13 protein-coding genes are annotated in these 13,681 nt (G+C 67.0%); 5 read left to right on the forward strand and 8 right to left on the reverse strand.

Features of this window, described 5'->3' with window-relative positions; translation table 11 throughout:
- Window positions 1–148 precede the first annotated feature (148 nt).
- From HYN69_RS12140 to HYN69_RS12160, 5 genes are all read right to left on the reverse strand, one after another.
- The gene (locus HYN69_RS12140) at window positions 149–1,597 is read right to left on the reverse strand and encodes a xylulokinase (RefSeq protein WP_108435968.1); all 1,449 of its coding nucleotides are present in this window, start codon (window positions 1,595–1,597) and stop codon (window positions 149–151) included.
- Entirely contained in the window at window positions 1,594–2,562 is a 969-nt protein-coding gene (locus tag HYN69_RS12145) for a sugar-binding transcriptional regulator (RefSeq protein WP_108435969.1), read from the reverse strand. The genes HYN69_RS12140 and HYN69_RS12145 overlap by 4 nt, the downstream gene beginning before the upstream one ends.
- A gap of 9 nt (window positions 2,563–2,571) precedes the next feature.
- Window positions 2,572–3,399, reverse strand: coding sequence for a carbohydrate ABC transporter permease (locus tag HYN69_RS12150; RefSeq protein ID WP_108435970.1), 828 nt, complete (start codon window positions 3,397–3,399; stop codon window positions 2,572–2,574).
- Complete coding sequence (locus tag HYN69_RS12155) at window positions 3,399–4,277, reverse strand: carbohydrate ABC transporter permease (RefSeq protein ID WP_108435971.1); 879 nt, start codon at window positions 4,275–4,277, stop codon at window positions 3,399–3,401. The genes HYN69_RS12150 and HYN69_RS12155 overlap by 1 nt, the downstream gene beginning before the upstream one ends.
- 83 nt (window positions 4,278–4,360) lie before the next feature.
- Complete coding sequence (locus HYN69_RS12160) at window positions 4,361–5,701, reverse strand: ABC transporter substrate-binding protein (RefSeq protein ID WP_108435972.1); 1,341 nt, start codon at window positions 5,699–5,701, stop codon at window positions 4,361–4,363.
- Window positions 5,702–5,841: 140 nt separating this feature from the next.
- On the opposite strand from HYN69_RS12160, the gene HYN69_RS12165 reads away from it, so the two are divergent.
- From HYN69_RS12165 to HYN69_RS12185, 5 genes are all read left to right on the forward strand, one after another.
- Complete coding sequence (locus HYN69_RS12165; protein ID WP_108435973.1) at window positions 5,842–6,903, forward strand: ABC transporter ATP-binding protein; 1,062 nt, start codon at window positions 5,842–5,844, stop codon at window positions 6,901–6,903.
- Window positions 6,903–8,246 (forward strand): iron-containing alcohol dehydrogenase, encoded by a 1,344-nt coding sequence (locus HYN69_RS12170; protein ID WP_108435974.1) that lies wholly within the window; start codon window positions 6,903–6,905, stop codon window positions 8,244–8,246. Before HYN69_RS12165 ends, HYN69_RS12170 begins: the two co-directional genes overlap by 1 nt.
- A 176-nt stretch (window positions 8,247–8,422) precedes the next feature.
- Window positions 8,423–8,986, forward strand: coding sequence for an SIS domain-containing protein (locus HYN69_RS12175; RefSeq protein ID WP_108435975.1), 564 nt, complete (start codon window positions 8,423–8,425; stop codon window positions 8,984–8,986).
- A 179-nt stretch (window positions 8,987–9,165) separates the two neighbouring features.
- Window positions 9,166–9,936: an SDR family NAD(P)-dependent oxidoreductase gene (locus tag HYN69_RS12180; protein ID WP_108435976.1), complete on the forward strand. Its 771-nt coding sequence runs from the start codon at window positions 9,166–9,168 to the stop codon at window positions 9,934–9,936.
- A 139-nt stretch (window positions 9,937–10,075) separates the two neighbouring features.
- Window positions 10,076–10,975 (forward strand): HAD-IIA family hydrolase, encoded by a 900-nt coding sequence (locus HYN69_RS12185; RefSeq protein WP_108435977.1) that lies wholly within the window; start codon window positions 10,076–10,078, stop codon window positions 10,973–10,975.
- A 77-nt stretch (window positions 10,976–11,052) separates the two neighbouring features.
- On the opposite strand, the gene HYN69_RS12190 is transcribed toward HYN69_RS12185, so the two are convergent.
- From HYN69_RS12190 to HYN69_RS12200, 3 genes are read right to left on the reverse strand one after another with little or no spacing between them, the layout of a single operon-like run.
- Entirely contained in the window at window positions 11,053–11,499 is a 447-nt protein-coding gene (locus tag HYN69_RS12190; protein ID WP_108435978.1) for a nucleoside deaminase, read from the reverse strand.
- Between the two features lie 53 nt (window positions 11,500–11,552).
- Window positions 11,553–13,007, reverse strand: a complete 1,455-nt coding sequence (locus HYN69_RS12195) for a nucleotidyltransferase family protein (RefSeq protein ID WP_108435979.1) — start codon at window positions 13,005–13,007, stop codon at window positions 11,553–11,555.
- Window positions 13,004–13,675: a glycosyltransferase family A protein gene (locus tag HYN69_RS12200; protein WP_216824600.1), complete on the reverse strand. Its 672-nt coding sequence runs from the start codon at window positions 13,673–13,675 to the stop codon at window positions 13,004–13,006. Before HYN69_RS12200 ends, HYN69_RS12195 begins: the two co-directional genes overlap by 4 nt.
- Window positions 13,676–13,681 lie beyond the last annotated feature (6 nt).

Raw genomic sequence — 13,681 nt, forward strand, 5'->3', positions numbered from 1 at the left:
AACGGGACAAGACCCCCCGCTCCTTCTTCTCGGCCCAAATATCCTGCGGGGGAGCAGCGGTACGCTGCGGGGGCCGCACAGGCCCCCTCTTCGCCCGAGCGCGTCAGCGCGAGATAAAAGGCTTGCGGCGGCACGCCGCTCCGCTTGGTCAGAGGCGCGACATGGCGTTATCGAAAAGGGGGCGGCGGGTCTGCAAGGCGTCCGTCAGCCGTGGATCGGGATCGATCACCTGCGCCACATCGGGCCGGTCGGACAACAGGGTAAGCGGTCCCCCCGCAGCAACCGCAGCCAGTTTCGCGGCCCCCATCGGCCCCGCAAGGTCAGACCGCGCCAGCACCGCAACCGGCTCTCCCAAGGCCGAAGCGATCAGACGCAGCCACAACCCGCTGCGCGTCCCACCGCCCACAAGCGTGAAACGTTCGGCCAAAACCCCCACCGACCGCTGCGCCGCCACGCAATCGGCCATCTGCAACGCCACCCCTTCCAGCGTGGCGTAGCCCAGCATGGCAGGCGTCACACCCGGATGCAGCCCCTCGATCCGGCCCAGCGCATCGGGGCGGTTGAGCGGTGTCCTCACCCCCGTGAGGCAGGGCAGGAACACCGGCGCATCCGCCAAAGATCCGTTTGCCGCAAACCCCTCGGCCAGCGCCGCCAAGCCCGCCGCCCCCTGCCCCGTCACCGCCCCCATCCAGTCGAGCGAGGCTGTCGCACTCATCACCACGCCCATCGACAGGAATGTGTCGGGCACCACATGGGCCGATGTCAGGATCGCCCGCTCCGGCCCCGGATGAAACGCCCCGTCGACAAGGCAAGCCACGCCCGAGGTGCCCACCGTCAACACCGCATCGCCGGCCCGCGCCCCGCCCGCGCCAAGGGTCGAGCCCATGTTGTCACCCGCCCCCGCCGCGACCGACACGGAACCCATCCCCCAGCGCGCGGCCAGCGCAGGGCGCAGCACCCCCGCCTCGGCCCAACTGTCCAGCACCGGCGGCAGATGCGCCATATCCCAGCCCACCGCCGCGCAAAGCCCCGCATCCCACCGCCCCGTGCGGCAATCCAGCAACTGCGTGCCGCCCGCATCCGAAGGCTCGGTCGCCACGTCACCCGTCAGGGCAAGGCGCACGTAATCCTTGGTCAGCATCAGCATCCGCGCGCGGTCCATCAGCGCAGGCTCGTGCTTTCTCAACCAGATGATCTTGGGCGCGGTGATCCCCGGATCGGGCGTGCCATTGGTGCGCCGCCCGATATCGGGCACCCGCTCCAGCAGTTCCGCACATTCCGCCAGCGACCTCTGGTCGTTCCACAGGATCGCGGGCCGCAAAGGGCGCAGATCGGCGTCCAGAAACAGCCCCGCCAGCATCTGCCCCGACAACCCGATCCCGCGCACCGCCGCCATCTCGCGCGGGGCTTCGGCAGCCAAGCGGTCCAGACAGGCAAAGACCGCCGCCACCCACAGGTCGGCGTCCTGCTCGCTATGGCCCACGGCAGGCCGCGACACAGCAACGCTTTCGGAGGCGACCGCCACCACACGCGCCAGATCCTCGATCAGCACCGCCTTGATGCCCGACGTGCCCAGATCGACCCCGATATGCATCATGCCCGCTCCAGCAGCGCCCGCGCCGTTGCCTCGTCGGTCACAAAGGTGTCGACCACCCCGCGCCGCAGCACCGCGCGGTTCACCGCCAGCTTGTTGGCCCCGCCCGCCGCCAAGATCACATTGGGCACACCGCGCAGGTCATCAAGCCCGATCCCGATCACCCGCTCGTTGATCGGATGGTCGATCGCCTGCCCCTCGGCATCGATCACCGTGCCCAGAACATCGCCCACCGCCCCCGCCGCGACCAGTTCCTCCATCGATATATCCGACGGCAACCCGTCCCGCATCAGCAGGGACCGCGTCGAGATATCCCCCGCCGCCATCGCCAGCGCATCGACCGATTTCAGCTTTTCCACCACCGACCGGAACACATCCAGCGCCATGATCGTATCGCGGCTTTCCCGCGACCCGGCATACAAGGGTGCCGTGAAATAGCTGTGCTGCGCGCCCACCAGATCGGCCAGCCGCGTGGTGATCTCGAAAGAGTTCAGGTCCGACCCCGTGGTCAGCCCACCCATGACCGAGATCACCTCGAGGTCGGGCCGCTCCATCGCCGCGACAAAGCGCGTGGCGATGTTCAGCGTATTGCCCCATGACATGCCAAACAGCCGCACCTTTGGGTCGGCCAGCACCTCTGACAGCAGGTTGCCCAAGGCCGCGCCCACCACCATCTGCACATCCCGCGCCTCCATCGGCGCAGGCGCCACATAGGCCTGTTTCAGCGAAAACCGCGCCCGCAGTGCCGCTTCCAATTCGGCGCAGGCCGCGAAAGCCGTGTTGAAGGTGATCCGCACCAGCCCGCGCTTATGGGCATCCGACAGCGCCTTGTTCACCCGCAGCCGCGTCGCCCCCAGCTTTTCGGCCACCTTCTCTTGCGTCAGCCCCTCGACGTAATAGGCCCATGCCACCTGCGCGAGGAACCGCTCCTCGGTGTCGATCTGCGGCAGCTTCGGGGGACGGGGCATTGCGATCCTTTATTTGACAGCGCCCATCGTCAGGCCCCGCACCAGATGCTTCGATGCCAGAAGCGCAAAGATCAAGACCGGGATGACGATCAGGGTCGATGTCGCCATGATCTTTCCGTATGGCACATCATAGCCCTCCATAAAGGTAACAGCCATCGCAGGCGCGGTCTTTGCCACCTTGGGCGCAAGAATATAGGCGAACAAAAGCTCGTTCCAACTGAAGATGAAAGACAGGATCGACGACACCGCCACCCCCGGCATGGCGAGCGGCAGGCAGATCGACCGGAAGATCCGCCACTGGCTCGCCCCTTCCAGCATCGCCGCCTCGTCCAGCTCGTGCGGAATAGACCGGAACTGGTCGGTGCAGATCCAGATCACGATGGGCAGGGTGAATGTCAGATACATCAGGATCAACGCCAGATGCGTGTCGCGTATCCCGAGGTCACGGCTGATCAGGAACACGGGGAAGGCCAGCACCACGGGGCTGACGAAGCGGTTGGTGATGAACCAGAACCACAGGTCGGTCTTGCCGCGAAACTCGAACCGCGCCAGCGCATAGGCCGCAGGGCACCCAAGCAGCACGGCAAGCGAGGTGGTCGCCGTGGCCACGATGATCGAATTCAGCAGCGACACCCCCACCTTGTCCTCAAACAACACCTCCCAGTAATTGGCTAGCGTCGGGCTGAATATCCATGCCGGAGGGCTTTGCAGCGCCACCACCTGCGTCTTCAGGCTTGTCGTGACCATCCAGTAGAACGGAAAGACGCAGAACGCGCAGATCACGACCAGCAGAATGCCTTCGCCCAGCAAGGACCGGCGTTGCAACGGGGCGGCCATCAGCGCACCTCACGGTAGAAGAAGCGGATGTAAAGCCGCGCCAGAACAATCGTCAGCGCCAGCATGATGATCGATTGCGCCGCCGCCATCCCGATATCGAACTGCCTGTTGCCCACCCGCTCGATCAGCACGGCGATGAATTCGGTCGCCGACCCCGGCCCGCCCCGCGTCATGGTGAAGGGCATGTCAAAGAGCTTCAGCGTATCCGCCGTCCGCAAGATCAGCACCGCGACGAGCGAGGGGATCAGATAGGGCAGTTGCACATGCCGCAGCACCACCCAGTTGCTTTTCGTCTCAAGCTTCGCCGCCTCCTCGATTTCCGGCGGAACGGTCGACAATCCGGCCAGCAACACCAGCGCGACAAAGGGTGTCCACTGCCAGATATCCCAAATCACCACCGCCAGAAATGCATTTGTCGGGTCACCGATAAAATTGATCGGATCGACCCCCAGCCAGCCCAGCATCTGGTTGATCACCCCGTATTTCTGGTTCAGCATCACCTGCGCCAACAGCCCCACCACCGCATAGGTCGTGGCCATCGGCAGCACCAAAGACAACCGCGCCAAAGTCTTGAACAGCGTCAGCCCCGGCCGGTGCAACACCAGCGCAATCGACAGGCCGAAAATGATCTGCACCGGCACCGACATAACGAACAACAGCGCCGTGCGCCCCATCGCCTGCCAGAACACCGTATCGGTCAGCACGGCTGCGTAATTCTCCAGCCCGACGAACCTTTGCTGCGCCAGCTTGGTCAGGTTGAAATAGTGGAAACTCTTCCACAGCGCGAACAAAAGCGGCGCGATGCCGACGATCACCAGTGCTGCCACCGCTGGCCCCAGAAAGGCCCCCAGCGTGGCGCGGCTGACGCGGGTTGTCATATCCGACCTCTCGGCAAATCCAGTCTTCGGGGATGAACCGGCCCCGGCGTTTCCACCGGGGCCGGCATCGTCACACCCTGCGCTTACTGCGCCAGCGGCTTCTTGCCGTCATAGTAACCGGCCTCGGCCAGCACCGCTTCCATCTTCTCGCCGATGGTCTTGGCACCCTCGTCGACCGACACTTCGCCCAGCATCATCTTCGTGCCCCACTCCTGCACGATCTCGGTGATCGCGGGCCATTCGGCAAAGCGCGGACGGAACTCCGGCACGCCCTCTTTCCACGATTCCACCAGTGCGGGGATGAACTTGTAGGTCTCGGCCAGCGCCGGATCGGCATAGGCAGACTGACGCGCCGGAACGCCGCCCATCTCCAGATACTTGCCCGCATTGGCCTTCGACGTGATCCACTGGATGAACAGCCAACCGGCCGCCTTTTCGGCATCATCCGCCTGCGAAGCAACGGCCAGCGAGAACCCGCCCAGCGCAGGCTTGCGCCCCGCCGGACCCTTCGGTTCAGGCGCCACAGCAAGGCAATCGCCCAACGTCGACGTCTCGGGCGAAGCCAGCGTCGAATAGAACGCCGACCATTCCGTCAGCATCGCCACATCGCCCTGCGCCAGACCGTTCACCGCTTCCGAATGGTCATAGGCCACAATGCCCTCGGGCATGTATTGCATCAGATCCTGACGGAACTGCAAACCGGCCTGGCTCTCGGGCGAGTTCAGGTTCGACTTGAACTCGGCATTCAGGAACGACCCGCCGAACGGCCACAGCATCCGCGCGAAACTGTCCGCCGATTGCGTCTCGTTGCGCTTGGATTGCAGCGCGAACGCATACTTCCCGTCCTTGGTCAGCGCCGGACCATATACGTCCTTCAACTCGGCCCATGTCTCTGGCGGCTTGTCGAAACCGGCATCCTTCAACATGCAGCTGTTGTAAAACAGCAGCCCCGAATAGTTGTCGAACGGCAGGCCATAGGTCGTCCCGTTCCAGCCGCCAAAGGCGTTCACCACCAGCGGGAAAAAGTCGGCCATATCCAACTCGGGGTCGGCCAGCGCCGGATCTGCGGTGAACTGGTCGATGGGCACGATCCAGCCGTTTTCCGCAAAGTTGCCGATCCAGACAAGGTCGATCAGCGCGATATCCAGATCACCCCCCGCCACGAAATCGCGCACCTGTTCGCCCAGCGCGTTTTCGTAAGGAACGGTGGTCTGGTTGATCTTGATCCCCGTCGCCGCCTCGAATTCCGGGATCATCTCGATGGCCGCCTTGTAACCGGGGCGATCAAGGAACAGCACTTCCAACTCGGTTCCGGCATAGGGCTTGGCCGCTTCCTCCAGCGTCCACGCCCCCGCCTGACCCGCAACGCCAAGCACGGCGGCAGAGGCCAGCGCAAGCGCGCTGAGTTCCGTCTTCAGCTTCATTTCATTCCTCCCTTTATGGCAGCGTTGCACGGTTGACTTCCATTTGTAACGCTGCACATATAAATGTATCGTTCGAAGCATGAGTCAACGGAAATCTTCGCGGCGCGTGCCGCAGCGCAGGAACAAAAGGGACCGCACGGATGGCCGAAGTCAGCCTGTCAGGCGTCAACAAATTCTACGGAACCGCGCAGGCCCTGCACGGCATCACGCTCGGCATCGCCGATGGCGAATTCGCCGTTTTCGTCGGCCCCTCGGGCTGCGGAAAATCCACCCTCCTGCGCGCCATCGCAGGGCTTGAGGACATCTCGCAAGGCGCGATCTCCATCGGCAACCGCAACGTGACCACTCTCGCGCCCTCAGACCGCGACGTGGCGATGGTGTTCCAGTCCTACGCGCTTTACCCCCACATGACGGTGCGCGAGAATATGGAATTCGGGATGAAGGTGAACAACGTCCCCGCCCCCGACCGCGCCGCCCGCGTGAGTGAGGCCGCCCGCATCCTGCAACTCGACCCCTACCTCGACCGCAAACCCGCCCACCTGTCGGGTGGCCAGCGCCAGCGCGTCGCCATCGGCCGTGCCATCGTCAAGAAACCCGCCGTCTTCCTGTTCGACGAGCCGCTCTCCAACCTCGACGCCAAACTCCGCGTGCAGATGCGCGTCGAACTCGAAGCCCTGCACCGCGACCTCAAGGCCACGATGATCTACGTCACCCATGATCAGGTCGAAGCGATGACCATGGCCGACAAGATCGTCGTGCTGAATGCAGGCCGCATCGAACAGGTCGGCTCGCCGATGGACCTGTACCACCGCCCCGCCACCGAATTTGTCGCAGGCTTCATCGGCGCTCCGGCGATGAACTTCCTCGACATGACCAACCACACAGGCAACATCGCCCTTGGCGACACCACCCTTCCCGTCAGCGCCGCCACGGGCGCCACTCGCCTCGGCATCCGCCCCGAACACATCACGCTCCTGCCCGCAGGCCAAGGCGACCTCGCCGCCACCGTCACCTTGCGCGAAACCCTCGGCGGCGACGCCTACCTTTACCTCCGCACCACCCACGGCCAGCCCCTCGTCGTCCGTGCCGATGGCGACACGCCCCTGAACCACGGCGAGGCGGTCGGCCTTGCGCTTCCCGCCCACAGGCTGCACCAGTTCGGCCCAGATGGCCGCACCCTGCGGTCAGGGGATGCCCACTGATGCCAAACGCTGCCCGCAACACCACTGCCCAAGACCCCGTCGCCCGCGCCGTCGCGCAATCGAAAACCGTGGCCGAAGTCCTCATCGCCCCCGGTGCCATCGCCCAGACCGGCGCGCTTTATACCCGCCACTTCACCGGCCCCGCCTGCCTGATCGCCGATGAAAACACATGGGCCGCCGCAGGCCCGCAGGCCGAAGCAGCCCTCCATGCAGCAGGCATCGCCACCCGCCGCCACATCCTGCCCGCCAAACCGCGCCCGAAACCCACGGTCGACCTCGCCAACGCCCTGCGCGATGCGCTCCACCCCGGCGAAACCCCCGTCGCCATCGGCTCTGGCGTGCTGAACGATGTGACCAAACACGCAGCCTTCGACGCAGACCGCCCCTATCTGTGCATCGGCACGGCGGCCTCGATGGACGGCTACACCTCGGCAGGTGCGCCTTTGTCCGACAAGGGGTTCAAGAAAACCATCCAGTGCCGCCCCGCCCGCGCCGTGCTGGGCGACCTCGACATCATCGCCGCCGCCCCGCCTGCGATGACAGGTTGGGGCTACGGCGACCTTGCCGGAAAAATCCCCGCCGGCGGGGACTGGATCATCGCCGACACCCTCGGCGTTGAGGCCATCGACGATGTCGCATGGCCGCTGGTGCAAGGCTCGCTGCGCGCATGGCTTGGCCAACCTGCCGCCATCGCCGCAGGCGACCCCGCCGCGATCAGCGGGCTTTTCACCGGCCTCACCCTCGTCGGCCTTGCCATGGAGTTGCACGGCTCCTCGCGCCCCGCATCCGGCGCCGATCACCAGATCGCGCATCTGTGGGAAATGGACGACCTGATGCAAGGCGGCGAACGCGTCTCGCACGGGGCCTGCGTGGCCGTGGGCTGCACCATGACCCTGCGCCTTTACGACTGGCTTCTGGCGCAAGACCTCAGCCGCCTCGACCCCGCCCTTGCCGACACGGCCCCCACCCTCGACGACAAGATCGCCGCGATCCTCGCCGCCTTCGGCCCCGGCGAAATCGCCACCCGCGCGATCGAGGAAACCCGCGCCAAACACATCGACCGTGCCGCCCACCGTGCCCGCATCGAAACCCTGCGCGCCGAATGGCCACGGCTGCAAACCCGCCTCCGCGCCCAACTCATGCCAGCCGACCAGATGCGCGCCGCCCTCCACGCCGCGGGCGCCCCCGCCGATGCCGCCGAAATCGGCGTCGACCGCGCCTACCTCCAGCGCACCACCCTCAACGCCCGCTTCCTGCGTAGCCGCTACACGCTTCTCGACCTGCTCGACGAAACCGGCCTTCTCGCCCAAGCGGTGAACGCCTCGCTCCCCTCCTCCTCCTGACCGAAGCGGGGGTGCAACCGCCTCCTTCCATCACAGGAAGGGCACCTCCCTCTCCCCTCCGGGGGAGAGGGTCGGGGTGAGGGGGGCCACAGCCCCCCCAGCCCCCCCCCGATACCTCTTCTCTTCGCGCCCCAACCGCCGCACGCTGCAGAAAACCCCGAACCGGACGCCCGCCCATGCAAGACCTCGCCGCACTCGCCACCCGCGCCGCCGCCGAAATCCGCGACGCCACCGCCGCCGTGAACCCCGCCGAACTGTCGGCCCTCGTCACCGAACTGGCGCAGGCAAGACGCATCGTCGCCTATGGCGTAGGCCGCGAAGGGCTGATGATGCGGGCGCTGGCCATGCGCCTTTACCACCTCGGCCTCGACGCACATATGGTGGGCGACATGTCCGCCCCGCCCGTGGGTGCAGGCGACCTGCTGATCGTTTCCGCAGGCCCCGGCGGCTTTTCCACCGTAGACGGCCTGATCGGTGTCGCCCGCAAGGCCGGCGCCCGCACCGCCTGCATCACGGCCCAGCCGTCCGGCTCCGCCCCCACCGCCTGCGACACCGTCCTGACCATCCCCGCCCAGACCATGGCAAACGACACCGGCCCCGCCGCAGCCTCGGTCCTCCCCATGGGGTCGCTGTTCGAGGGCGCGCAATACCTGACCTTCGAACTTCTCGTCCTCGCCCTGCGCGGCCACATCGGCGCCGACCCCGCCGCCATGCGCGCGCGCCACACCAACCTCGAATGACAGCACCTTTCCCCCCTCCCCCAATGGGGAGGGGGGCGCAAACCCCGTCAGACATCCGCAAACGACCCTCTCCGACAAGTCCGAAAGCCTCGCTCTCAAGCCCCTCGCCTCCCTCCCCCCGTGGGGGAGGGCCGGGGTGGGGGGGGGGCCGCAATCCCGACAAGACCAAAGGTAAACCCATGCCAAACTGGACCGACCGCTTCAGTCTTTCGGGCCGCAAGGCCCTGATCACCGGCGCCTCCAAAGGCATCGGCGCCGAAATCGCCGAAGTCTTTGCCGATGCGGGGGCCGATATCATCGCCGTCGCCCGCGACGCGACAGGCCTCGCCGAAACCGCCGCCCGCGTCCGCGCGAAAGGCCGCACCTGCCTGACGATCGAAGCCGAAATGGCCAGCCGCCAAGGCCCCGTCACCGCCGCGCAACAGGCCCTCGCCGCATGGGGCACCATCGACATCCTCGTCAATTCCGCAGGCATCGCCCGCATCGCCCCCGCCACCGAGATCTCGCCAGACTGGTGGGACGAAACCATGGCCGTCAACCTGCGCGCCCCCTTCCTTCTGGCGCAAACCCTCGCCCCCGCCATGATCGCGCAACAGCGCGGCAAGATCATCAACATCTCGTCGCAAACCGGAGTTGTCGCCATCGACGACCACGCCGCCTATGCCGCCTCCAAAGGCGGTCTGAACGCGCTTACGAAATCGCTCTGCGCCGAATGGGGCCGTCACAACATCCAGATAAATGCCATCTGCCCCACTGTGGTGATGACGCCCATGGGCCGCTCGGTCTGGGGCCCGCCGGAAAAATCCGGCCCCTTCATCGCTGCCACCCCTGCCCGCCGCTTCGCCGAACCGGTCGAGATCGCCGATGCCGCCCTCTACCTCGCCTCCTCGGCATCGGACATGGTGAACGGCGATCTGCTGATGGTCGAAGGCGGGTTCACCAGCGTCTGACAGGCTGAACCCGCCGGGGTTTCACCCCCCGTCCATCTGGCTCTCGGACCGATGGCGAACCCGAAGGACGACCCAGAGTATTTAGAGCAAAGATGAACGGGGGAACCAAGGCCAGCCCCCCAAGAACCGGACATAGCCCATGTACCCGCACGACACCGAAACCGCCTTCGCCCGCTACGAGGCGGTCCGCCCCCGCCTTCCCGCCGCCATCTTCCCCGCAACCTCGCTGCATCTGCCGACATTGGCAGAGGCCGCCGACCATTACGACGGCTTCCTTCTTGATGCCTTCGGCGTGCTCAACGTCGGCGAAACCGCGATCCCCGGCGCTGTCGCCCGCATGGCCGACCTGCGCGCGCGCGGCAAAAGCCTGACCGTCCTGACCAATGCCGCCAGCTACACCCGCGACCAGATCCTCGCGAAATACCACCGCCTCGGCTTCGACTTCACCGCCTCCGAGGTCGTCACCTCGCGCGATGTCGCGGTCGCCCGCCTGACCGCCCTCGCACCCGATGCCCGCTGGGCCGCGATCTCGGCGGCAGGCGACAGCTTCGCGGACATCCCCGCCACCGTCATCGACGCCGTAACCAACCCCGCCGCCTTCGACAGCGCCGATGCGATACTCTTCCTGTCCACCGCCCGCTGGACCGATGCGCTGCAAGCCCGCCTCGCCGGGGCGCTGGCCAGAAACCCCCGCCCCCTCGTCATCGCCAACCCCGACCTCGTCGCCCCGCGCGAAGACGGCCTCTCGCTCGAGCCGGGCCTTTATGCCCACGCCCTGCTCGATGCCCTCCCGCTCGAAACCCACTGGTTCGGCAAACCCTTCCCCGATGCGTTCCACGAAGCCATCGCCCGCGCAGGCCATCCCGCCCACCGCCTCGCCATGGTGGGCGACACGCTCCACACCGACACGCTCGGCGGCGCCGCCGCAGGCTGCGGCACGGTGCTCGTCGCCCGTCACGGCCTTTTCAAGGGCCATGATGTAGCGCCCTACATCACCCGCTCGGGGGTCGTCCCGGATATCATCGTCGAAACCACCTGACTCTTTCCCCCTGACCGTTTCTCCTTGGCTCAAATATCCCGGGGTCCGGGGCAGCGCCCCGGTGCCGACAGCAGGCGTCAGCGCCGCCCTGCAAAGAACCCGCGCAACAAGGCCTCGGCCTCGCCCGCCGCGATGCCGTCATAAACCTCGGGAACATGGTGGCATTGGGGATGCGAAAATACCCGCGCGCCCACCGCCACGCCGCCCGATTTAGGATCGCCCGCGCCATAGTAAAGCCGCCCGATCCGCGCCGCCGAGATTGCCGCCGCGCACATCGGGCAAGGCTCCAGTGTCACGTAAAGGTCATGCCCCACCAACCGCTCCGACCCCAGCGCCGCACAGGCCGCGCGTATCGCCAGCACCTCGGCATGGGCCGTCGGATCGCACAACTCGCGCGTCCGGTTCCCCGCACGGGCCACGACCACGCCACCCCGCACGACCACAGCGCCCACCGGCACCTCGCCCCGCGCCGCCGCCGCCTGCGCCTCGTTCAGCGCCACATCCATGAAAGACCGGAATTCCATGCGCCAACTTACGGCGACCATGCCGGGCGTCAACAGCCCTCGTCGCACGGGCCTCAGGGCAACGGCGTCAAAATCACCCGAACGGCAGCCACGGGCAGCGCCGCGTAACTCTCGCGTTCAGCTTCCGTCGCAGTGGGCCGCAAATGCCGGGCAGGACGGCTTGCCAGCCACAACGGCCCCGCAGCCCCTTCGGGCAGCGCGAGTGTCGCCGCCAGACGCAACCGCACCGCCCCCTTGGGCCGCAGCGCAGACGTATAACGCAGGCGCGCCACATGCCCCGTGGCGGTATGCAACTCCAGACATAACCGCCGCGGCCGGTCAGGCAGCACCACCGCCAACTCCAGCTCCAGCCGGATGCGCCCCACCCCTTCGGCAATCCGGCCCAGCAGCAGGTCCAGCCCCGCCTCGCCCGCCCCTTCTCCCCGCCCGCCGTAGCGCAGGCGCAAGGGCCGCTCCCCCTCGTCAAATCGGCGCTCGCGGGCAAGCCGCACCTGCTTGACCAGCCCGCGCGCCAGCCTGACCGGCACCGACCACTGGCTTCTGGGCCGCGCCTCGAGCATCACGGGCACCCGCGCGATCCCCGCAGGCGACGCCTGCGCCAAGGCAGAAAGCACCGCCTCGGGCACAGCGCCGCCCAAAGGCCCGGCCACATAGCTCAGCGCGATCAGCGCGGGCAAGCTGCCGCCCCCGGCCCCGATCAGCCACAGCGCCCGGTCCCAATCCACCCCGCCCTTCGCAATCGTCGCGGCGCAATCCACGATCCAGTCGCTGTGCACATGCGCGTCCAGCCCGCTGTGCCAAAGCGATGTCGCAAGCAGTCCGGCGGGGTCGGGGTACAGCACGGGCTGGCCCAGAACGGCCCCGCTGCACGCCCCCTGCCACAGCGCCGCATCGACGCCTTGGCTGTCCCGCCCCATCGCCAGACGGTGCAGATCGATGTCCCCGAACCGCCCCGCCTGAAAGTTGACCGACCGCAGATGCCCCGCCCGCGCCCGCAGCGCAAACAGGCTTTCGCCGGTCGTGGGCCGCCAGCCCTGACCGTGAAGCGTATCGATCGCCAGGCCGACCTGCCCCGCAGGCACAAGAATGTCGAGGTCATGCGCCAGCCGCGCCCCCATCGCCTCGGGATGGGCCGCGATCCTTGCGCCCCCCTTCAGCAGCATCACCGTAACCCCGCGCTCGGCCAGCCGCGCCAAAGCGGGCAGGTTGTCGGCAAAGGCCATGCGCGACCGCGTCCACAATTGCCGCTGCAAACCCGCCAGACGCGGATAGGCGGGCAGATCGGCCAACCCCGCACGCCCGAACCGCGCCGCAATCCCTGCCAGCAAACGGTGGTCGCGAAACGTGGCATCGTCCAGCACGCGGTCAGCCAGCCAGACCCCGAACGCCGCCCGCGCCTCGGCCGCATCGCTATGGGCCGCAGCCCGCAAGAGCAGGTCAAGATCGCCCCTCGGCCACGCCCAGCCAAGGCGCGGAAAGTGCCGCGTGGCAGCGATACGCCGCATCATGTCCCGCCCCCGCCTTCTGCCATCGCCCGCCGTCGCATCAAGGCGCGTCGGGCGACCTCGATATAGCCACGGTCGCGCAGCGCATCGCGGCCAAAGGACAGCGACCCGCGATGCACGCGGCGCAGCGCCACCACATCGGGCAGCTCTTCGGCACAAAGCCCGGCGTGGCGAAACCGCGCCAGCCAGTCGAGCATATCCCCCCGCAACCCCGGCATGTCCTCGATCGGCCCGATCCGGTCAAACACCCCGCGCCGTATCACCAGCGTCGGGCGCAACATCCCGCTTTGCACCATGGGCCGGTGCAGCGGGTCATCCGAAGCAAATGTCCTGACAGCCCCCGAGACGATCTCGACCTCCGGCCGCGCCAGAAGCACCGCGATCTGGCGCTCCATCTTGTCGGGAAACCAAAGATCGTCCGCGTCCAGCAGCGCCACCAGCGGCGTATCGGTCGCAGCGATCCCTGCCATGCAGGCCGAACCCGGCCCCGCATTGGCCTGACGGATCAGCACCGCACCGGCGCCCGCCGCCACCTCGGCCGTCGCGTCGGTCGATCCGTCATCCACCACCACGATCCGGCGCGGCGGCACGGTTTGCGCGCGGGCCGAGGCGATGGTCTGCAACAAGGTGCTTGCCGCGTTCCACGCCGGAATGACGACCGAATACTCCATCACAAA

This window comes from Gemmobacter aquarius, assembly GCF_003060865.1.
Taxonomy (GTDB): domain Bacteria; phylum Pseudomonadota; class Alphaproteobacteria; order Rhodobacterales; family Rhodobacteraceae; genus Paragemmobacter; species Paragemmobacter aquarius.

Coding starts and splice junctions, on each gene's coding strand:
- HYN69_RS12165 (WP_108435973.1), top strand. CDS start 5,842: ATGGCCGAAGTCAGCCTGTCAGGCGTCAACAAATTCTACGGAACCGCG.
- HYN69_RS12145 (WP_108435969.1), bottom strand. CDS start 2,562: ATGCCCCGTCCCCCGAAGCTGCCGCAGATCGACACCGAGGAGCGGTTC.
- HYN69_RS12160 (WP_108435972.1), bottom strand. CDS start 5,701: ATGAAGCTGAAGACGGAACTCAGCGCGCTTGCGCTGGCCTCTGCCGCC.
- HYN69_RS12190 (WP_108435978.1), bottom strand. CDS start 11,499: ATGGAATTCCGGTCTTTCATGGATGTGGCGCTGAACGAGGCGCAGGCG.
- HYN69_RS12185 (WP_108435977.1), top strand. CDS start 10,076: ATGTACCCGCACGACACCGAAACCGCCTTCGCCCGCTACGAGGCGGTC.
- HYN69_RS12180 (WP_108435976.1), top strand. CDS start 9,166: ATGCCAAACTGGACCGACCGCTTCAGTCTTTCGGGCCGCAAGGCCCTG.
- HYN69_RS12150 (WP_108435970.1), bottom strand. CDS start 3,399: ATGGCCGCCCCGTTGCAACGCCGGTCCTTGCTGGGCGAAGGCATTCTG.
- HYN69_RS12200 (WP_216824600.1), bottom strand. CDS start 13,675: ATGGAGTATTCGGTCGTCATTCCGGCGTGGAACGCGGCAAGCACCTTG.
- HYN69_RS12170 (WP_108435974.1), top strand. CDS start 6,903: ATGCCAAACGCTGCCCGCAACACCACTGCCCAAGACCCCGTCGCCCGC.
- HYN69_RS12140 (WP_108435968.1), bottom strand. CDS start 1,597: ATGATGCATATCGGGGTCGATCTGGGCACGTCGGGCATCAAGGCGGTG.
- HYN69_RS12195 (WP_108435979.1), bottom strand. CDS start 13,007: ATGATGCGGCGTATCGCTGCCACGCGGCACTTTCCGCGCCTTGGCTGG.
- HYN69_RS12155 (WP_108435971.1), bottom strand. CDS start 4,277: ATGACAACCCGCGTCAGCCGCGCCACGCTGGGGGCCTTTCTGGGGCCA.
- HYN69_RS12175 (WP_108435975.1), top strand. CDS start 8,423: ATGCAAGACCTCGCCGCACTCGCCACCCGCGCCGCCGCCGAAATCCGC.